We start from the raw sequence: 18,613 nt of genomic DNA, 5'->3' as shown, positions 1-18,613 counted from the left end.
GACTCAGCACCTCGTTCCTCTATTATTGCCCAACCGAGCTAATAATCTTGATTTGTCTCTCGTCCGGTACTTCCTGATAAGACATCACTCTTAAACCAGGAATCGTATGCTTAACAAATCGAGATAAAACACTTCTTAACATACCTGAGGTTAATAAGATGGACGGCTCGCCTAACATTTCTTGCGTTTGATGCGCTTCTCTCAATGAACCTTGAAGTCGCTCTGCAAGACCTGGCTCTATGCCTGCCCCCTCATCACCTGCGTTCTGAAGTGACTGATGCAACATCTGTTCCAACTCAGGCGCCAATGTTATGACAGGTATCTCATCAGCGTTTCCAACGGCATCTTGGACGATGAGTCTGCGTAGTGAAATTCGCACTGCAGCCGTTAGTACATCAGGGTCTTGGCTTCTTGGACCATACTCAACTAAAGTCTGTACAATTGATCTCATATCTCTGATAGCGACACCTTCGTTAAGCAAATTCTGTAGCACTTTCACGATTGTAGTCAGAGGTAAAACATCTGGTACCAACCCTTCGACAAGACGAGGGTGACTCTTCGCAAGCATGTCTAATAGATTTTGAACTTCTTCGTGACCGAGTAGCAGTGATGCATTATTGGTCAGTAACTGGCTGATATGTGTGGCAACCACAGTCGCAGCGTCTACGACTGTATACCCTAGAGAATGTGCTTCATCTTTTTGATCTGGTTTTATCCAAACGGCATCTAAACCAAAAGCAGGATCCTTTGTCACCACACCTTGAAGAGGACCAAAGACTTGACCTGGGTTAATTGCAAGCTCATCACCATGTTTCAATTCTCCATCTCCTGAGCCAACTCCCATTAATGTAATCTTGTATGCATTAGGGTCTAGCTCAAGGTTGTCACGAATATGGACGGGTGGAACAAGAAAACCAAGTTCTTGAGATAGCTTTTTACGTACGCCTTTAATGCGACTAAGCAGTTCGCCACCTTGGGCTTGGTCTACTAACGGGATCAATCGATAGCCTACTTCAAGACCGATTACATCAACAGGCTGCACATCATCCCAACCCAACTCTTTTTGATCTTGTTGTTTGTTGGCAACTTGCGTTCCTTTCGCTTCCTCTTCTGCTTGCTGCTCAGCCGCTTTTTCTTTGTGCTTCTTGGAAAGATAAGCTAAACCGCCAATCAGTGTACCCAGGCCTAAGAAGGCAACATGAGGCATGCCCGGCACTAATCCCATCACAATTAAGATACCAGAAGCGATATAAAGCGACTTTTCGTTTCCTAGCTGCTGCGTCACTTGCTCACCCATGTTGTGAGACTCATTTTGACGCGTTACAACAATCGCGGTACCGATAGACAGTAATAGAGAAGGTAATTGGGCGACAAGACCATCACCAATAGTTAATAGCGTATAGACTTCCATTGCACGAGAGAATGTAAGGTCGTGCTGAACCATGCCAACAAATAATCCACCAATAATATTGATAGCCAAAATGACGATACCCGCAATAGCATCCCCTTTAACAAACTTACTTGCACCATCCATAGAACCATAAAAGTCAGCCTCTCTGGTCACTTCATCGCGGCGTGTTCGTGCTTCTTCTGCTGAAATAAAGCCAGCGTTTAAGTCGGCGTCTATCGCCATTTGTTTACCGGGCATTGCGTCTAGGGTAAAACGTGCTGACACCTCTGAAATACGGCCAGCACCTTTGGTAATTACCACAAAGTTAATGATAATAAGGATAAGAAATACAACTAAGCCAACGGCATAGTTACCACCGATAACCACGGAGCCAAACGCTTCAATCACTTTACCAGCGGCATCTCCGCCATTATGACCTTCAAGTAACACAACCCGTGTACTGGCAACATTTAATGCTAATCGCATTATGGTCGCAATCAGAAGCACAGCGGGGAACATGCCGAATTCTAAAGGTTTCATGGTATATACGGTAACAAGCAGTACCACAAGTGCGAGTGCGATATTAAACGAAAACAAAATATCCAGTAAGAATGGTGGCATGGGTAAAATCACCATGGCCAAGGCAGCTAAAACCAATAAAGGCGTACCTATGCCTTTAGCATACTCTTTTTTGTCTCGATTAACTTGTTGTAGAACCGCTTTAAAATCCATAACTTATCAACTTCAATTTATTGACGCAGATAAGTTAAAGCAAGCTTTGTTCCAACTATTAGTGTTTTAGATCATCTGGTATAGGCAAGTCTTTACTCAACGCGGTAGGCCTTCTGCCTCGACCTTTATTGAACTTCTTCAACTGGAAAACATACGCTAAGACCTGTGCGACTGCGGTAAACAGCTGATCTGGTATTTGATCTCCCACCTCCGTCGTGTGATACAAAGAACGAGTTAAAACAGGCGACTCAACAATGGGCACTTCATTACCCTTAGCGACTTTACGTATTTGCATCGCCAATTCATCCACACCTTTTGCAATCACAATAGGTGCCCCTGCTTTCTCTGTATCGTACTTTAATGCAACAGAGTAATGCGTCGGGTTGGTCACGACCACATCAGCATCAGGCACGTCTTGCATCATTCGACGCTGCGACATTTCACGCTGGGTTCTTCGAATTCTGGCTTTTATTTGCGGATCACCTTCAGAGTTTTTATATTCATCTTTCACTTCCTGAAGGGTCATTTTCAACTGTTTGTGATGCGTATGACTTTGATACGGCGCATCAATGGCTGAAATGATAATCATGGTGCAACTGAGCGCGAGGAAAAGCCAAGCTAAGATTTCAAGTGAGTGAATGACACTGCCCGGAACTGATTCAATACTTAAATGCAAGATGTCATAGAACATCCACTTAATGCATAAAATGGCGAACCCAGCTACTAGTACAAACTTTAAAATTGACTTGAGTAGCTCTACTGCGGCTTGAGGCCCAAACATCCGCTTTATGCCTTTTAACGGTGACATTTTACTTGCTTTTGGAGCGGCAGCCTGCCAACTAAAATTGAATCCACCTAATAAGGTATTTCCTATGACCCCTGCAACCGCAATAATCAAGACAAACATAGACATAGGAAAAAGTAATTCAGAGAAGGCATCCCCCCATACAGAAAACATCTTGGTGGTATCGTAAGTTTCATTGCGGTTTAGAGTAAGCATGCGGCCCATAATATTATATAAACCCTTGGCAATATCCCCCCCATATAAAATGAGCGAAACCGCTGAAAATATTAAAACAAACGTCGTCCCCAGTTCTTTGGAACGCGCCACTTGTCCTTTTTTTCTGGCATCACTTATTTTTTTCGCGGTGGGCTCTTCGGTACGTTCTTGACCCGAGTCTTCAGCCATCTTGCTCTCCTAAACGGTGCAACCTATTAAGTTACACATTAACTCTGTCATTTTCAGCCACTGAAACTCATACTGCATGGTAAAATTACCTAGCGTCGCCCAAATGATCATTAACCCCGCTACCAAAGTAAATGCAAAGCCCACCGAAAAGATGTTCATCTGCGGCGCAGCACGGGTCATAATCCCAAAGGCAAGGTTAATCACGAGCATTGCAGTTAAAGGCGCTAAAGATAAGGACAGTGCCGTTGCAAATAACCATGATCCCCATTTAGCGATGTCATAATAATGATCAACATGCCACCAATCTCCTCCTATAGGCCAAGACTGAAAGCTAAATACGATCATTTGGATCATCATTAAATGACCATTAAACACAAAAAAGAGTAAGGTGGCCAAAATTAAATAAAACTGACCCACAGCAGGTACACTCAAGCCATTAGACGGGTCGACTACCGAAGCAAAGCCCAGGCCAGTTTGCATGGCAAGTACCTGACCGGCAAGAATAAATGTATTGAGCAATAGAAGTGATGCAAAACCAATTGCCACACCAATAATCATCTCTTGGATCACAACAAGTATCATCTGAAATGAAAACAGGTTAGTAAATTGCGATTGAGGAATAGCAGGTGCCACCGCAAATGTAACAACAATGGCTAAGCAAATTTTAATTCGCTTCGATACACTCTGAGCCCCCAAGCCAGCCATGACCATGATCATCGAACTAATGCGAATAAAAGGAATTAAGTAATCACTTAACCCTTGCATGATATCGGAAAATAAGAATTCCATCTTAACCTGCTACTTCAGGGATCCGCATAACCATCAATTTGAAAAAATCCATTAACTCTTGCGTCATCCAGTGACCACCTACGATTAACGCAACCAAAGTGATGATCAGTTTTGGTAAGAAACTTAAAGTTTGTTCGTTGATAGAAGTTGCAGCTTGAAATACAGATACCACAAGGCCAATCATTAGCCCAGGTACAACAATCGCCGAGACCAACTTAATCACGATAAATAAAGAGTCACTTAAAATATCAACGAATACTTCGGGTTCCATTTTACACTCCCAGACCGAAACTTCTTGCTAATGTACCCATCACCAGTGACCAGCCATCCACCAGCACAAATAACATAATTTTAAATGGCAACGAAACAATCATTGGGGATAGCATCATCATACCCATGGCCATTAATACACTGGCAACAACCAAGTCGACTATCAAAAAAGGGATGAAAAACATAAACCCGATGATAAAGGCAGTTTGCAATTCACTGGTGACAAACGCTGGGATGATCACAATAAACGGCGTGTCTTCTGGACTATCTAATTTGTCGTACCCTGCAATTTTAGCAAAGGTCTCCAAATCTTTGATCCGCGTTTGGGACAGCATAAATGCCTTCATCGGCTCTTTGGCAGCGTGAAGTGCTTGCACAGACGTCATTTCTTCATTTATATAGGGCTGAACAGCTTCATCGTAAATTTTACTGAAAATTGGAGCCATAATAAAAAAGGTTAAAAACAATGACATCCCCACCAAAATCTGATTTGAGGGAGACTGCTGTAAGCCAATGGCTTGCCGCAATATCGCAAGCACTACAATAATACGTGTAAAAGACGTCATCATGATTAACGCAGCAGGTATAAAACTGAGCGCCGTCATGATAGCCAAAACTTGAATTGTTACCGAGTATTCTTGGGAGCCGTCAGGATTTGTCGTTACACTGAGCGCTTCGATACCATCATTAGCGCTTACCTGTGGGATAAATAGAGTCAATCCGAATAGGATTAGGAATCGAAGCATCATATTCACTTTGTTTTTTTTATGGGTTGATTCATAAAACGACTGAGCTCCTTCACAAAAGGGGCTGATTGATTTTCACTTAAAGGAGATTCTAATTGATATAAGTAGTTTATATTTTGAGGTGTAACACCAAGTAAGTGTTGTTTATCGTCAATTTCGATGACCAAAAGTCTCTCTCGCGTGCCAAGCGGTAAACTGCGGATCACTTTAAAATCTTGATTGTTACCCACATTGGGATTCACCCGTTTCACTAACCAAGCTAACCCTATAATCAGGGCAACAATAGATGCCAGTGAGAGCATCACTGTCACTATTTCCAAACTCGGTCCCTGCGGCTGCGATACCACAGCCGCGTTTGTAAACATTATCCAAGTCATTTTTAAATCGCTTATCTGAGCTTTTTAATTCGCTCAACTTGGCTAATAACGTCGGTTAAACGAATACCAAATTTGTCATTTACGACAACCACTTCACCATGCGCTATCAAAGTGCCATTAACCAGAACATCCAGCGGCTCACCCGCAACACGGTCCAGCTCAACAACCGACCCTTGGTTAAGTTGTAATAGGTTTCGGATATTGATCTTCGAACGTCCAACTTCCATTGAAATGGTTACTGGAATATCGAGGATTGTATCTAACTTTCTTTTCTCATCAGCACTCAGGTTGGCATTGCTTTCTTCAAGCTCTTCTAGCTCAGCAACTTCAGCGCTGCCTTGGTCGGTATCCTCAGCCTCAGCAAGCGCTGCCGCCCATTCGTCCATTGTATCTTGATCATCACTCATGCACTTACTACCTTAAAAACTTGATCACCAGTCAAGATCCACACCTTCTGATAGGTGCAGATCTTCTTCTAATTCAGCTAATTCTGCATCCGAATCGAGCTTTTTACCACCTTTGGTAAAGACATGTAGCTCGGACTTCACAGACTCCGGACGCTTAATTTTCTCACTTATTTGTAATGCGACATTATCTCTTGAGCGACCCATTTTCGCCCTGAAAGTGGGCAACTCTTCAACAAATACGGTAATGTGTTCCGGCATTTCTACAGGAATAATGTCTCCCGCTTTCAGTTCCATTATTTGCTGTAGCGATAAATCAACTTCTAACAGCTGCGTTGACATTTCAACCTCAACATCCATGATTTCATCACGAAGAGCCTTACTCCAACGTAAATCCGTATCCTCGGTATCTGATTGAACACCCGCGTCGAGTAACTCTCTAATGGGCTCGAGCATCGAGTAAGGTAATGAGATATGAAAATCACCTCCCCCACCGTCAAGTTCAATATGAAACGAGCTGATTACAACCACTTCGGTTGGCGAAACAATATTCGCCATTGCAGGGTTAACCTCTGAATCTAGATATTCAAATGACACATCCATTACTGGTGCCCAAGCTTCTTTGTAGTCTTCAAAGATAATCTTAAGTAACATTTGAACAATACGACGTTCAGTCGGCGTGAACTCTCGTCCCTCAATTTTGGCATGATAACGCCCATCACCACCAAAGAAGTTATCAACCAAGATAAAGACAAGCCTTGCCTCCATCGTGATCAAACCGGTGCCTTTAAGAGGGCGAAACCGCACCATGTTCAAACTCGTCGGTACAAATAAAGTATGAATATACTCACCAAACTTGAGCATTTGAACACCATTGATAGACACCTCCGCTGTGCGTCTCATCATATTAAACAAACTAATGCGCATGTGTCTTGCAAAACGTTCGTTTACAATCTCAAGGGTAGGCATTCGACCACGAACAATGCGGTCTTGTGAAGAGAAGTCGTACTGTAAGGCATTTGCGTCCTCACCGTCTTCTCCCGTGGATACTTCATCTTCTTCGACTTCATCGACGCCATGGAGTAGCGCGTCGATTTCATCTTGTGATAATAAGTCGCTCACAATATCGTCCTACTGCATTACAAAACCAGTAAACAGCACACGTTCAATCACTTTGCTGCCTTCGACGCCTTCCATTGCAGCCTGTACTTTATCCAATGCAGACAATCGAAGCGTTTCTTTACCTGCACTTGTACTTAACTCATCTGCGGTCGTTGTTGAAAAGACCCCTAATAAGGTACCTTCAATCAATGGGATGTGTTTTTTAGCCACTTCCTCATTGACATCGCCACGTACAAGCAATTGGACTTTAATCTGTACAATTCTATCTCTGCTTGCACCTGGTACGTTGAATACAAAAGGCCTAGGCATCGCAACATATAAGGCACTGCCCATTTCAGCTGCGTTTTGCTCACTTAAGTCTTCTTGAACAGCGGTTGATTCCTCCGCCAATGAAGCTTCTTCTTCCTCACCACCTGACATTAAGAAGAAGCCTGCTACACCGCCTAAAATCACTACCACTGCTGCAATAATGATGATGAGTTTCTTTTTCGACCCACCCGCTTCTTCTATTTCTAAATCGGTTTCTTCTGCCATATGTGCGCTTCTTATAATTCAATGATCTTTTTTAATGATAGCAGTTGTTAAGCATAGTAATCTATCGCCGAGTCACTTTGTTTTCTGCTAGTCACTGATTGTTCTTTATTATTTTGCGCTTCACTGCTCTCATTAGCAAGTTTTCCGTGACCATTTTGCTCATTCCCTTGCTGATCACTGCCTCCTTCAGCCTGCTGCTCTATATTACTATCACCGAGTTGAATACCCTGTTCCTCTAACATTTCTTTAAGCTTCGGCATGGACTCCTCAAGTAACTCTTTGGCTTGTTGGTTTTGTACTACAAAGTTAACTTGTGCTTGCTCCGCATCAGAGCGAATACGAATTTGCATACTTCCTAATTCTGCTGGATCCAAACGAATTTCTGCTTCTTGATTATTCAAGTTAATCATCATGTTAACTTTGTCTTGAAGCATTTTTGCCGCGTCGCTCTTGGTCAGGTTAAGGCTTTGCATTAAAGCAGGATCAGCTTGCAATTTGACCTGTGCGGTCGTTTGTTGCTGTGCCGTTTGCTGAACTTGGCGTGACTGCTCTACTTGATTAATCACTTGCTCAAATTCTTCTTTGCTTTGAATTTGCTCTGAACCTAAAGTGCGGATTGCTTTAAATATATTCTCGACATTGGTACTGGCAGTCTGGCGTTGTTGGTTGCCGCTGTTATTTTGTGATTGCTCACCGTCTGACTCAGCAGTCATTTCAGGGGCTTCCTCACTTAAAACAACCTCTGCGTTTTGCTTTGTAGGCTCGGCCACAACGGCTTCTTTAACTGATGTGACTTTGGTGGAATTGTAACTTACCTCAGGCTTAGCAACCTGTTGGGTAGTAAGCTCAGCCGCCACATTATTTAATTTCGTCTTACTATCAGTTGACTTATCTGCTGCGAGCTCTGCACTCTCAGTCATGTTTGCCTGCTTTGAATTTACATCAGGAGCTGGTTTACCTGTTATCACTGTATATAATGCGCTTTCAAGACGTCTGACTTGAGGTTCAGCCAATTTATCACTACTTAATTTTTCATTTAAAGCGTTCTCCAACTGCTTTTTCTCTTGTGGAGAGAGTTGCTCAACCATGGATTTTAATTCTGAAAGCACTTTGGTATGAGATGGATCTTTGTCACTTCCCTTTACTGCAATCTCAATTGGAGATTTTGCGTTTAGTTCAGTATTAGACACAGTCTCATCAATATTCTGTGCCTGAACAGAACCTTGTGTTTGAACCACCTGAGGTTCCTGCGCAACCGCTTTTCTAATCTGCGAGGCCAAATAAGAAGCTTCATTCTTTGGTGCGCTTTGCGCAGGCTCTGTTGCTTCGTTTGAGGCAGTCTTTAATTCAGTGTGCACTTTAGGCTCAGCAACAACTTTGGCTTCAACCGGATCCGCTGTTACTGCTTTATTTGAGACATCAGACTGTACTTGAACCTGCGGTTTTGATTCATCAGAAACAACATTTTTATTATGTAAAAACCATTCACGCGATTTTACTTCACCATTAAAAACTTCTTTACTTGTATTAAAATCTTTTTGTGGCACAGGGTTATTAACGACCTTATTTGTATCATCTGCTACTTTGCTGGGGTCACCAACAGGCCCCTCAGAGTGACGAGGTCCAGGATCAACCGCTTTAAAAGCTTCAACTCCGGTAAGTTGGCCTTGCTTTTGAGGTATATCTATACTTGACTGCTTGTCAGATTGAGGTGGTGATACAAGTTTATTATCTGCATTTGAGTCAGTGCCTGTGATAGCACCAGTATCAGCCTTTTTGCCTTGTGTAACTATCGGGCCAATGAGATCAATAGGGCCTTTTTTCCCTTTATCAGGCGCTGAGTTGTCAGGTAACACTTCAACTTTTCCTGCGTGCTCACGCATCGCTTTTGGAACCGGTGCTAAATGATGTGCCACATCTGTTTTTTGTTTATTAGAAGCCGTTATTTGCGATAACAAACTGTCAGGAGTTTGTCCTACTCCTTTTGATTGCGTATCAATGTCTCCTGACATCTCTACCTGCAACATGATATCTGGGCCAGCTTTAGGTAAGTGTGAATCGTCTAATTTCAACGGCTCGTCAGGGCCTGCTTGTACCTTAACAGGCTCATCTTCTGTTTTGTCACTCTGTGATGCAGTTTTCCTGCGCTGTACTTCAGCTTTTGCTTCTGACGCTAACGCTGCACTTTTAGCTTCTTCTTGCTCATTTGCTTGCGCCATTACAGCCATGAACCCTTGTTCTGCTGACCTGTCATCTGCTTGTCTATGTTGAGGTGAAACTGAATTGTTCATACCTACATCTAGCGAAACATTAGCCATACTCTCACCTTTTTATGTGGCAACCTAAGACCGCTTGCCTACTTCAAATACCAATTTTGTTAAAAAATGCAATTTTTAAGCCACTAATTGAGCACTCTATTTCTCATGAACATATTTGTTGCAAATTCGTCAAGCATTTTTTGCTCCGCCTTTGCCTGAATACGTTGTTTTTCTTCTTGTTTTTTCTCAATCAACTTTGCTATTGCTTTTACTTTTGCCTGCTGACTCAACCAGAGTTTTCTCCGCTGTTCAACAACCCGCTTTGCCGTTGCCACCGTGTTGGCTTGTTGTTTAATTGCCTCTTCAATTTTATTGATAAAACTATGATACTGAGTAAAGCCACTGCTGCTCAGACCTTGTTGAGCTTTAGTGTGTAATTGTTGCGTGTATTCCAAGCGGAAATCATTCAACCCTTTTAGTTTCTGTTGATTGTCATTTAAACTATTTTCCGCCTGAATAAAGTTAATTCGCAACGAATCTTCTTTATCTGTCTCTAACTTATGTAACAAAGATAATTTATCCGTCGCCATTAACCTTGTCCTAATAGTTGTGACAAGCCTTGTAAGCACTCATCGTAGTTAAGTACATCTTTCATGCCTTGTTGCAAGAAACCATTAACGCTGGGCATCATTGCAATGGCTTGATCTAACATGGGATCACTGCCTTTTTGATACGCGCCTAACGTGATCATATCCTTATTTTGTTGATACATAGAATAGACTTGCTTCACGATTCTAGCTTGCTGCATATGTGTATCTGACACCACTTGTGGCATCACACGACTAATGGATTTTTCAATATCAATTGCAGGATAATGACCACTATCAGCCAGCTCACGAGACAAAACAATATGCCCATCAAGTATGGCCCTTGCGGAATCTGCAATGGGGTCTTGCATATCATCACCCTCACTGAGCACTGTAAAAAAAGCCGTAATAGAACCTTGACCTTCTCCGCCATTACCCGCCCTTTCAACCAAAGCAGGTAACTTAGCAAATACAGAAGGTGGATAACCTTTAGTTGCAGGTGGCTCACCAACCGCGAGTGCAATTTCCCGCTGAGCCATCGCATAACGCGTCACAGAGTCGAGTAACAACAAAACGTTTAAGCCTTGATCTCTAAAATACTCTGCAATCGTGACCGCACTCTCACAGCCTTTTAATCGCATCAAAGGGGAGGCATCAGCAGGAGCGGCAACAACAACAGATCGACGGCGCCCCTCAGTGCCTAAAATCTCATCTATGAATTCTTTGACTTCTCGACCACGCTCACCGACCAGACCGACAACAATAACGTCTGCTTCACTGCCCCGAGTCATCATACCTAATAAGACTGATTTACCAACACCACTGCCAGCAAACAGTCCCATTCGCTGACCTTGCCCAACAGTGATGATAGAGTTAATTGCTCTCACGCCAACATCCATCGGCTCTTTAATTGGACGTCTCGCTAATGGGTTTATCGGTGCTTGTGCGAATTTTAAACGCGTCTCAGCTTGGATTGCACCGAGTCCATCTAATGGCCGACCCAAACCATCGACCACTCTACCTAGAAGACCCATACCAACAGGCAAGCCAGCTTCTTTAACTTGTGGGATCACCCTTGCGCCAGGGAGGACACCAGATATGCGGTCATTAGGCATGAGATAAAGTACATCATTGTTGAAGCCAATGACTTCGGCATCAATAAAACCATTTATCGTCTCTATTTTACACTGACTGCCAACTGCAGCATTGAGCCCTTTTGCTTCGAGGGTCAGCCCAACAACACGTGTTAGGCTACCTGCCACGGCAACACCAAATGGATGAATATGTTTTTGGTATTTATGTATTCGTTGTGCAAAAGACGAATTTTGCTGTTCTAGCTCTGACATTTAACATGGCGCGATAATTCTTAGATACCGCTATCATGCAAAAACTTCTCCAGAATTTCAGAAAGTCTTGTTTTTATCGTCAAATCAATAGAAGAAATGGGGGATTTAATCTCGCAACCACCACGTTCGAATGTCGGTTCAGGGATAAGCTGCCATTGCTGCTTTTGTATCATTTCCACTCCGTAAGCCTCCTCAACTAGAGTAAGGTCGTCAGGGTGCAAATGTACTTTCAGCTGCACTTCTGCGATAGGGAGAGCGTCTAAGCCTTTCTTTAATGCTTGGAGAATTAAGTCCGGATTCGCTTTAATTTCGTGGAATGTAATTTGTTGCGTCAATAAACTGACAAGCTCAATCAGTTGTTTTTCACAGGCTTCATCAACTTGCTTAAGTGGATCATGAATTTTTTCAATTAATTGGGTGAGCGTCTGTAGTCTCTCTTCAACCAAAGGTTTTGCATCTTCAAGGCCTTGTTGCTTACCTATCTCTAAGCCTTCTTTTTGACCAGCTTCATTCCCTTCCTTTGCGCCCTTCTCAAACCCTTCAATATACCCTTGCTCATGGCCTTGCTTGAGACCTTCATCGTAGGCATCTTGTCTGATCTGCTCGAGCTCTTCCAATGTTAAGGTGGGTATTTCGGGCTCAACTGTTTCAGGCTCAGAATTACGCTCTGTCTTAGTATAAAGCTCTTCAAGCGGAGTGCCCATCGCCGTAGAGCGCCCTGACAACCCGCTAAGATCTTCTTTTACATCAGGAATAGGCCAATCTTCTAAATGTTCTAGTAGCGCATCTACAGCTTCCCCATGAACAGGACGGCCGCGCTGAAATTTAGGTTCAGACATGGTTTACAGGAACTCCTCACCGCCGCCGCCACCGAGCATGATCTCTCCAGAGTCAGCTAAGCGTCTGGCTGTTGCCAGTATTTCTTTTTGTGCAGCTTCGACTTCACTAATTCGAACCGGTGGCATGGCTTCCAGATCATCTGCCATCATTTCTGCAGCACGCTTCGACATATTGCTCAAAATCTTATCTTTCAATGAGTCATCGGCGCCCTTGATGGCTTTCATCAGTACATCTTGTTGTACTTCGCGCAGAATCGCTTGAATGCCTCGGTCTTCTACGTCCATCAAGTTTTCAAACACAAACATTAAGTCTTGAATTTGCTGTGACATCTCTTCATCATGCTCACGAATAGAATCCATCAACTGACCTTCAACATTGGTGTCTAGGTAGTTCATGATATCTGCGGCTGCTTTCAAGCCCCCCATTTTCGCGGCTTGTGCACCAGCTTGACCTGCAAACTGTTTTTCCATTATTTCGTTTAGCTCTTGCAATGCAGCCGGCTGGACTTCTTCTAAGTTCGCAATACGCATCGTCAAATCTAATCTAACTTTCTCAGTAAACTGAGACAATATTTCTGCTGATTGCTCAGGCTCCAAATACGATAAAACAATAGTTTGGATCTGCGGGTGTTCGTTACGAATAATGTTGGCAACCTGTTTGGAGTCCATCCATTTCAATGAATCTAATCCTTTTGCACCTGACCCCATCACAATCTGGTCAATCAGACTAGCTGCTTTATCTTCGCCTAGCGCTGCCGTCAATGCCTTTTTAATAAAGTCTTCAGATTGGAAACCTATAGTACTGAAGCTTTGAATTTGCTCAATAAACAAATTGTGTACAGCACTAATTTTCGATTGCGACAAATCATCAATCGCCGCCATCGCCATACCCACTTTTTGAACTTGCTTCGGCTCTAAATGTTTTAAAATTTGTGCCGCATCTTCTTCTGTTAAACTTAACAGTAAGATGGCGGCTTTATCGACGCCATCAAGTTTCTCAACATCAAACGTTGGAGGCAGTTGTTTTTGTTCTTCATCACTCATCTTCAGTTAACCACGCTTTGACCACTTGTGAAGAAAGCTCAGGCTCATTAGCTACTAATGCACGAACCGCTTTCAGTAGATCTTCATCCCCATGTAAGTCTGGCAATTGTAATGTACCATCAGAGGAGAAGCCAACAGCTGATTCATCAAAGTCATTACTTAGCATATCTAATGTACTATCACCAAGGTCTACACCAGCAGTCAGTGCATCCTCATCATAGTCCTCAAGAGTATCATCTGGGTAAATAAGTCTTTTCAGCATAGGGCGAACTACCGCCATAATCAACACGATGATAACCAAAGCACCTGCTGCAAGACGTGCGACCTTCATAAACCACTCTTGCTCCCAAAGTGGCAGCTCTGAAGCCTCTAAAATGTCTTCACGAACAAAAGGGACCGTTACAACTTCAAGGGCATCACCTCGTTGCATGTCGAACCCAACACCACCTTGAAGAAGACGGCGAATATTATTCAACTCTTCTTGTGCTCTTGGCACCATTGACACGTTCCCTTCAGCATCAGCTTTTGCAACATAGTCAACAGCAACAGATACACTAATGCGACGTATTACACCAGTCTGCTGACGCTTATGTGAAATCGTCGTGTCCAGTTCATAATTACGTGTCGCCTCTCTTTGTGAGCGGCTTGGCGTAGTACCTTTACCACTACCACCTGCACCTGCTATTTCAGGAATATTAGAATCCATTGGCGGCTGATTAGTTAACGCACCTGGAATACCTGCAGTGATCCCGCCAATATTGTTTTCTTCAAAGGTTGTTTCGCTGCGTACAGCAGGTAAGTCTGGGTTAAAACGTTTATGCGTTTCTTCAACCGCGCTAAAGTCCATCGTCAAATCAACTTGAGCTGTGAAATTACCCAGTCCCACGACAGGGATCATGATGCTATCAATTTTCGATAAGTACTCTGACTCACGTTTGCGTTCAATCTCATATTCTTTACGTGAACGTGCAGCAAGAGAATCTTGAGAACCCGAGTTCAACAGACGACCATTTTGATCTGTGACAGTAACACGCGATGGTTCAAGCCCTTGTACCGCTGACGCCACAATATCAACAATAGAGTCAACTTCCTCACCATCGAGTGTACGACCACGTTTCATGGTTAACACCACGGTAGCTGAAGGTTTTTTCTCACGCCGAGCAAATACATTTTCTTTCGGAATAGCGAGCAGTACTTTGGCTCTATTAATATCTTGCAGTTCTTCAATCGTACGCGCAAGTTGCTGCTCTCGGCTGTGCTTTAGTCTTTCTCTTTCGAGACGCTGACTTACACCAAAGCCCATATCCTGCATCAAAATATCTGTGCCAGAGGTCGGTGATTGAGTAAACCCATCTCGTGCCATTTTTAATTTGATATCTTGATAGTCGGTTTCTGCAACCATGACGGTATTGCCGTCTAGCTCATACTCTATTTTTTGCGCATCTAGAAAATCCAGAGTCTGAACGAGCTCATCTGTCGGGTATTGACCAAGCGGTCGCATATCGGGCTGACGTGCCCAGATAATGATGAAAATAGCAATTGCCAAGCAAATTGCCAGTGCGATCACGAGCGTAACTTGACGCAGCATATCAACGCCACTTAATGCGCTAAAATAACCAGACTTTTGCTCTTGCTGGGTATCTGCGCCTTCAGCTACTGCACCTGCTTGGCCGTCTGAAAGTGCTAGATCTGTCGTTTGATTTGTAGCCACAGTTACTCTCCAATCTTCTCTTCAATTACACCGGCATGCTCATAATATCTTTATAAGCTTCGACAAGTTTATTACGAACTTGTACAGTTGCTTCAAAGGCCACAGATGATTTGTTTTTCGCAATCATAGCCTCTGCAAGGGAGACACTACGATCGCCCATCTCTACTGCCGTCACTTTGGATTTTGCATCTCTTTGTAAATCTGCAACCGTATTGAGTGCATTTTGTAAAATATCGCCGAACTGCGCGCTGGATGTTGCAGCACTTTCTTGAATTGGCAACTTAGCCTGTGGTTGAACTCTACCGGCCTGAGATGCCATTGACTGCATTTCTTGATATAAACTGGTGTTTTGAATTTTCATGTTGCTCACCCTGTCAATTCTGTTACAAGGTGTAATGCACCATTCATGCCAACTTTAAATTCATAAAAATCAATTATTTAAAATAAAATTTGTGAGGACGTTTTTTTGACAGGTTATAAAGCAACCAGAGTAATTCTGGTTGCTTTATTAAAAATGTTAGGCAGGTACTGGCAATCCTAAGTCTCGCATCTTTGCAAGTTTATATCTGAGCGTTCGTGGGCTGATCCCAAGTATTTCAGCAACATCTTTACGCTTACCATTGCAACGTGTAAGTGTATCCAAAATAATTTGATGCTCTTTATCTTGTAACTCTTCTTTATAACTCATGCTATCACTCTGTTGTGTAGAGGCCGGCTCAGTCACCGGATCAGAATGATATGGAGAAGCATCGAGTTCTACTGGCATAGCAGTAAAGGCTGCCTCTGTAACCAGTTCAATCGGTGTCAGATTTTCAATAAAGATATCAGAGTCAGACACTTGATCTCCTTGCTGCAAAATCAAGGCACGTTGAACAACGTTATCTAACTCTCGTACATTGCCCGGCCATGCATGTTGTAACAGCTTTTGCTGAGCTGCAGTCGTGAGCGACGGCACAGGTTGGCTGGACTTCTGACAATGCCTTTCAATTAAATGTTTAGCCAAAGGTACAATGTCTGCAGCTCTGTCTTTGAGTGGTAACCATGTCAATGGAAAGACATTCAATCGATAATACAAATCTTCTCGAAACTTACCCTCGGCAACAGCATCTTTTAAATCTCGGTTACTGGTCGCCAAAACTCTGACATCCAACTCAATGGTTTTTCTGCCACCAAGTCGTTCTACTTCCCGCTCTTGCAGTACGCGGAGTAGCTTCGCTTGCAAACCAAGATCCATTTCCGTGATCTCATCTAATAAGATAGTCCCTTTTTGTGCTTGCTCGAACTTACCCGGACAAGCTTGTATCGCCCCAGTGAAAGCACCTTTTTCATAACCAAATAAAGTGGCTTCTAACATATTCTCTGGAATCGCTGCGCAATTAATCGCGACGAAAGGTTCACTTTTACGTTCAGAACTATCGTGAATAAAGCGCGCCAACACCTCTTTACCTGAACCACTAGGGCCTAAAACCATCACACTGGCGTCTGACTGCGCCACTTTTTTGGCGAGGTTTAATAACTGAAGACTTTTTGCATCAGCCACGATAGGGCCATCCGTTTCCTTCTCTTTTTCCGGCATGTAGCGACTTACCATATTGAGAAGCACTTCCGGTGCAAATGGTTTGGCCATATAATCAATCGCGCCCAAACGCATTGCTTCAACGGCATCATCAATCGTCGCGTAAGCAGTCATCATCAAAACGGGTAAGTTTGGAAAATTCAACTTAATACTTTTGAGTAAGTCAATCCCACTCATTTGCCCCATTTGAACGTCACTGACCACCAACGAAAAGCTCTGCTGTTTTAGCAACACCATCGCTTGCTCTGCACTGTCGGCCTCAACACAATCAATACCAGCAAGCTCTAGAGTGTCCAATAGTGCTTCACGTAAACCTGCGTCATCTTCAACGACTAGAATTTTATTGCTCATACAACCTCCTGAAGTTGAGTATGTTGAGATATGGGTAACAGCATACTAAAGCATGCTCCTCCGTTAGACGTATTGTTTACTTCAACACGTCCTTTATGCGAATTTGCCACTGAACTAACAACCGCTAACCCCAGTCCAGTGCCTTGTGATTTAGTAGTAAAGAAAGGTTCAAATAATTTGTCTGCCAAGCTCATATCAACCCCAGGGCCATTGTCACAGACCGAAATACGAACATGATCTTCTTTGTCACGTACGGCACTTAAGGTAATTTGTGCACCAGAGCCAATCACCTGCACACTATTGTGGATCAAGTTTTGAACTGCACTGGCAAGTGCTGTCTTATTGCCAATAATTTCAATATCTGGATCTGGCAAGATAACATCTAATTGTGCATTGTGGAGTGATACCATGGCATCAGATCCGGCCTTAACTTCATTGAGAAGTTGTTGCATAGATACTTGTTCAATGACTTGTTGTTCTCCGCTTTTCGCAAATAACAGCATGTCATTAACTTGATTTTCGAGGTCCTTCAGTCTCGACATCAGTTTATTGTGAAACTTTTCACGAGACTTGGCTGGTAAGTTTTCACTACCTAAGTTAGCACCATATAGCATGGCAGCAGAGAGAGGTGTTCTGACTTGGTGCGCGAGCGATGCAACCATTTTACCAAGCGCACTTAAGCGCTGCATGTGTGCAACACGCGCTTGCAATCGACGCGTTTCAGTCAAGTCAGTCATTAAAATTAACTGACCGGGTTCTGGTGTGAGCGCAGTAATTTCTAACTTGATTAAACGCCCATCTCGCAACGACACTTCATGACCGTCATCTTGTTGCGGGCTAAAAGAGCGCTGAATAATGTTAAACCACTTTTCACCTTCAAGCGGCTCACCCAGCATATCTTTTGCAATCTGGTTCGCTTTAGCAATCATACCTTGCCCGTCAAGTACAACGATACCTGCTGGCATGGTATCTACCAAATGGCTTAACCAGCTAGCCTGTTGTCGCAAGTCACTCAGTTCACCAATATATGCTTCTTGCAATAAACAAGGGTTATATTGGTTTTCTGGCACAAATTGTGGATTTATCACTTTCGCTAACGCCATGACACTACTCTCATGTATCTTCCTAACAGGATAAAAGCAAATGCCGTGCCAAATTTATTTTCTATAAATAACAATGAAATAGAAGTAAAACTCGATAGACAAAACTTTGACGCACGCCCGATAGACTCTCATTAAACACCCGCTTATCTAGTGAAAAATCGTTCAATGTGCACTCGCACCTACGGTTTTAACTAAATCTTGATTTTACATACTGAATGTAAGATAAATGCTTATACCAATATGGC

The 18,613-nt window shown here is 43.1% G+C and carries 18 protein-coding genes; all 18 read right to left on the bottom strand.

The genetic code is table 11. From position 1 onward, the window contains the following. Positions 1-22 precede the first annotated feature (22 nt). The 18 genes from flhA to N473_RS06305 all read right to left on the bottom strand — a co-directional run bounded on the left by flhA (position 23) and on the right by N473_RS06305 (position 18,368). Positions 23-2,122: a flagellar biosynthesis protein FlhA gene (gene flhA / locus N473_RS06390; RefSeq protein ID WP_063367187.1), complete on the bottom strand. Its 2,100-nt coding sequence runs from the start codon at positions 2,120-2,122 to the stop codon at positions 23-25. 58 nt (positions 2,123-2,180) lie between these two features. Continuing rightward, positions 2,181-3,311 carry a flagellar biosynthesis protein FlhB gene (flhB, locus tag N473_RS06385; protein WP_063367186.1) on the bottom strand — a complete coding sequence of 377 codons (1,131 nt, stop codon included), beginning with the start codon at positions 3,309-3,311 and terminating at the stop codon, positions 2,181-2,183. 9 nt (positions 3,312-3,320) lie between these two features. Next, the gene (fliR, locus tag N473_RS06380) at positions 3,321-4,100 is read right to left on the bottom strand and encodes a flagellar biosynthetic protein FliR (protein ID WP_063367185.1); all 780 of its coding nucleotides are present in this window, start codon (positions 4,098-4,100) and stop codon (positions 3,321-3,323) included. Between the two features lies 1 nt (position 4,101). After that, on the bottom strand, positions 4,102-4,371 hold the full coding sequence (fliQ, locus tag N473_RS06375) for a flagellar biosynthesis protein FliQ (RefSeq protein ID WP_039609450.1): 270 nt from the start codon (positions 4,369-4,371) through the stop codon (positions 4,102-4,104). A 1-nt stretch (position 4,372) separates the two neighbouring features. Then, entirely contained in the window at positions 4,373-5,116 is a 744-nt protein-coding gene (gene fliP / locus N473_RS06370) for a flagellar type III secretion system pore protein FliP (RefSeq protein ID WP_063367297.1), read from the bottom strand. Positions 5,117-5,121: 5 nt separating this feature from the next. Next, positions 5,122-5,481, bottom strand: coding sequence for a flagellar biosynthetic protein FliO (gene fliO / locus N473_RS06365; protein ID WP_231099532.1), 360 nt, complete (start codon positions 5,479-5,481; stop codon positions 5,122-5,124). A 23-nt stretch (positions 5,482-5,504) separates the two neighbouring features. Further along, positions 5,505-5,900, bottom strand: coding sequence for a flagellar motor switch protein FliN (fliN, locus tag N473_RS06360; protein WP_039609453.1), 396 nt, complete (start codon positions 5,898-5,900; stop codon positions 5,505-5,507). 24 nt (positions 5,901-5,924) lie between these two features. Further along, entirely contained in the window at positions 5,925-7,019 is a 1,095-nt protein-coding gene (gene fliM, locus N473_RS06355) for a flagellar motor switch protein FliM (protein ID WP_039609454.1), read from the bottom strand. A 9-nt stretch (positions 7,020-7,028) separates the two neighbouring features. Continuing rightward, a complete protein-coding gene (gene fliL, locus N473_RS06350; protein ID WP_039609455.1) occupies positions 7,029-7,553 on the bottom strand; it encodes a flagellar basal body-associated protein FliL in 525 nt (174 codons plus the stop codon). A gap of 47 nt (positions 7,554-7,600) precedes the next feature. Next, on the bottom strand, positions 7,601-9,871 hold the full coding sequence (locus N473_RS26105) for a flagellar hook-length control protein FliK (protein WP_063367184.1): 2,271 nt from the start codon (positions 9,869-9,871) through the stop codon (positions 7,601-7,603). Positions 9,872-9,954: 83 nt separating this feature from the next. Continuing rightward, positions 9,955-10,401 carry a flagellar export protein FliJ gene (gene fliJ, locus N473_RS06340; protein WP_063367183.1) on the bottom strand — a complete coding sequence of 149 codons (447 nt, stop codon included), beginning with the start codon at positions 10,399-10,401 and terminating at the stop codon, positions 9,955-9,957. Continuing rightward, complete coding sequence (gene fliI, locus N473_RS06335) at positions 10,401-11,744, bottom strand: flagellar protein export ATPase FliI (protein ID WP_063367182.1); 1,344 nt, start codon at positions 11,742-11,744, stop codon at positions 10,401-10,403. Before fliI ends, fliJ begins: the two co-directional genes overlap by 1 nt. A 20-nt stretch (positions 11,745-11,764) precedes the next feature. Then, a complete protein-coding gene (gene fliH, locus N473_RS06330; RefSeq protein ID WP_063367181.1) occupies positions 11,765-12,583 on the bottom strand; it encodes a flagellar assembly protein FliH in 819 nt (272 codons plus the stop codon). Positions 12,584-12,586: 3 nt separating this feature from the next. Next, the gene (gene fliG / locus N473_RS06325; protein ID WP_023401801.1) at positions 12,587-13,627 is read right to left on the bottom strand and encodes a flagellar motor switch protein FliG; all 1,041 of its coding nucleotides are present in this window, start codon (positions 13,625-13,627) and stop codon (positions 12,587-12,589) included. Then, the gene (fliF, locus tag N473_RS06320) at positions 13,620-15,338 is read right to left on the bottom strand and encodes a flagellar basal-body MS-ring/collar protein FliF (protein ID WP_039609459.1); all 1,719 of its coding nucleotides are present in this window, start codon (positions 15,336-15,338) and stop codon (positions 13,620-13,622) included. The genes fliG and fliF overlap by 8 nt, the downstream gene beginning before the upstream one ends. 25 nt (positions 15,339-15,363) lie before the next feature. Next, on the bottom strand, positions 15,364-15,699 hold the full coding sequence (fliE, locus tag N473_RS06315; protein WP_039609460.1) for a flagellar hook-basal body complex protein FliE: 336 nt from the start codon (positions 15,697-15,699) through the stop codon (positions 15,364-15,366). A 156-nt stretch (positions 15,700-15,855) separates the two neighbouring features. Continuing rightward, positions 15,856-17,265, bottom strand: coding sequence for a sigma-54-dependent transcriptional regulator (locus N473_RS06310; protein WP_063367180.1), 1,410 nt, complete (start codon positions 17,263-17,265; stop codon positions 15,856-15,858). Beyond that, positions 17,262-18,368: a sensor histidine kinase gene (locus N473_RS06305; RefSeq protein ID WP_063367179.1), complete on the bottom strand. Its 1,107-nt coding sequence runs from the start codon at positions 18,366-18,368 to the stop codon at positions 17,262-17,264. The genes N473_RS06310 and N473_RS06305 overlap by 4 nt, the downstream gene beginning before the upstream one ends. Between the last annotated feature and the right edge of the window lie 245 nt (positions 18,369-18,613).

Source organism: Pseudoalteromonas luteoviolacea CPMOR-1, assembly GCF_001625685.1.
GTDB lineage: Bacteria > Pseudomonadota > Gammaproteobacteria > Enterobacterales > Alteromonadaceae > Pseudoalteromonas > Pseudoalteromonas luteoviolacea_K.
Note: the sequence above shows the minus strand (reverse complement) of the source record. Positions and strands in the feature narration are given on the sequence as shown.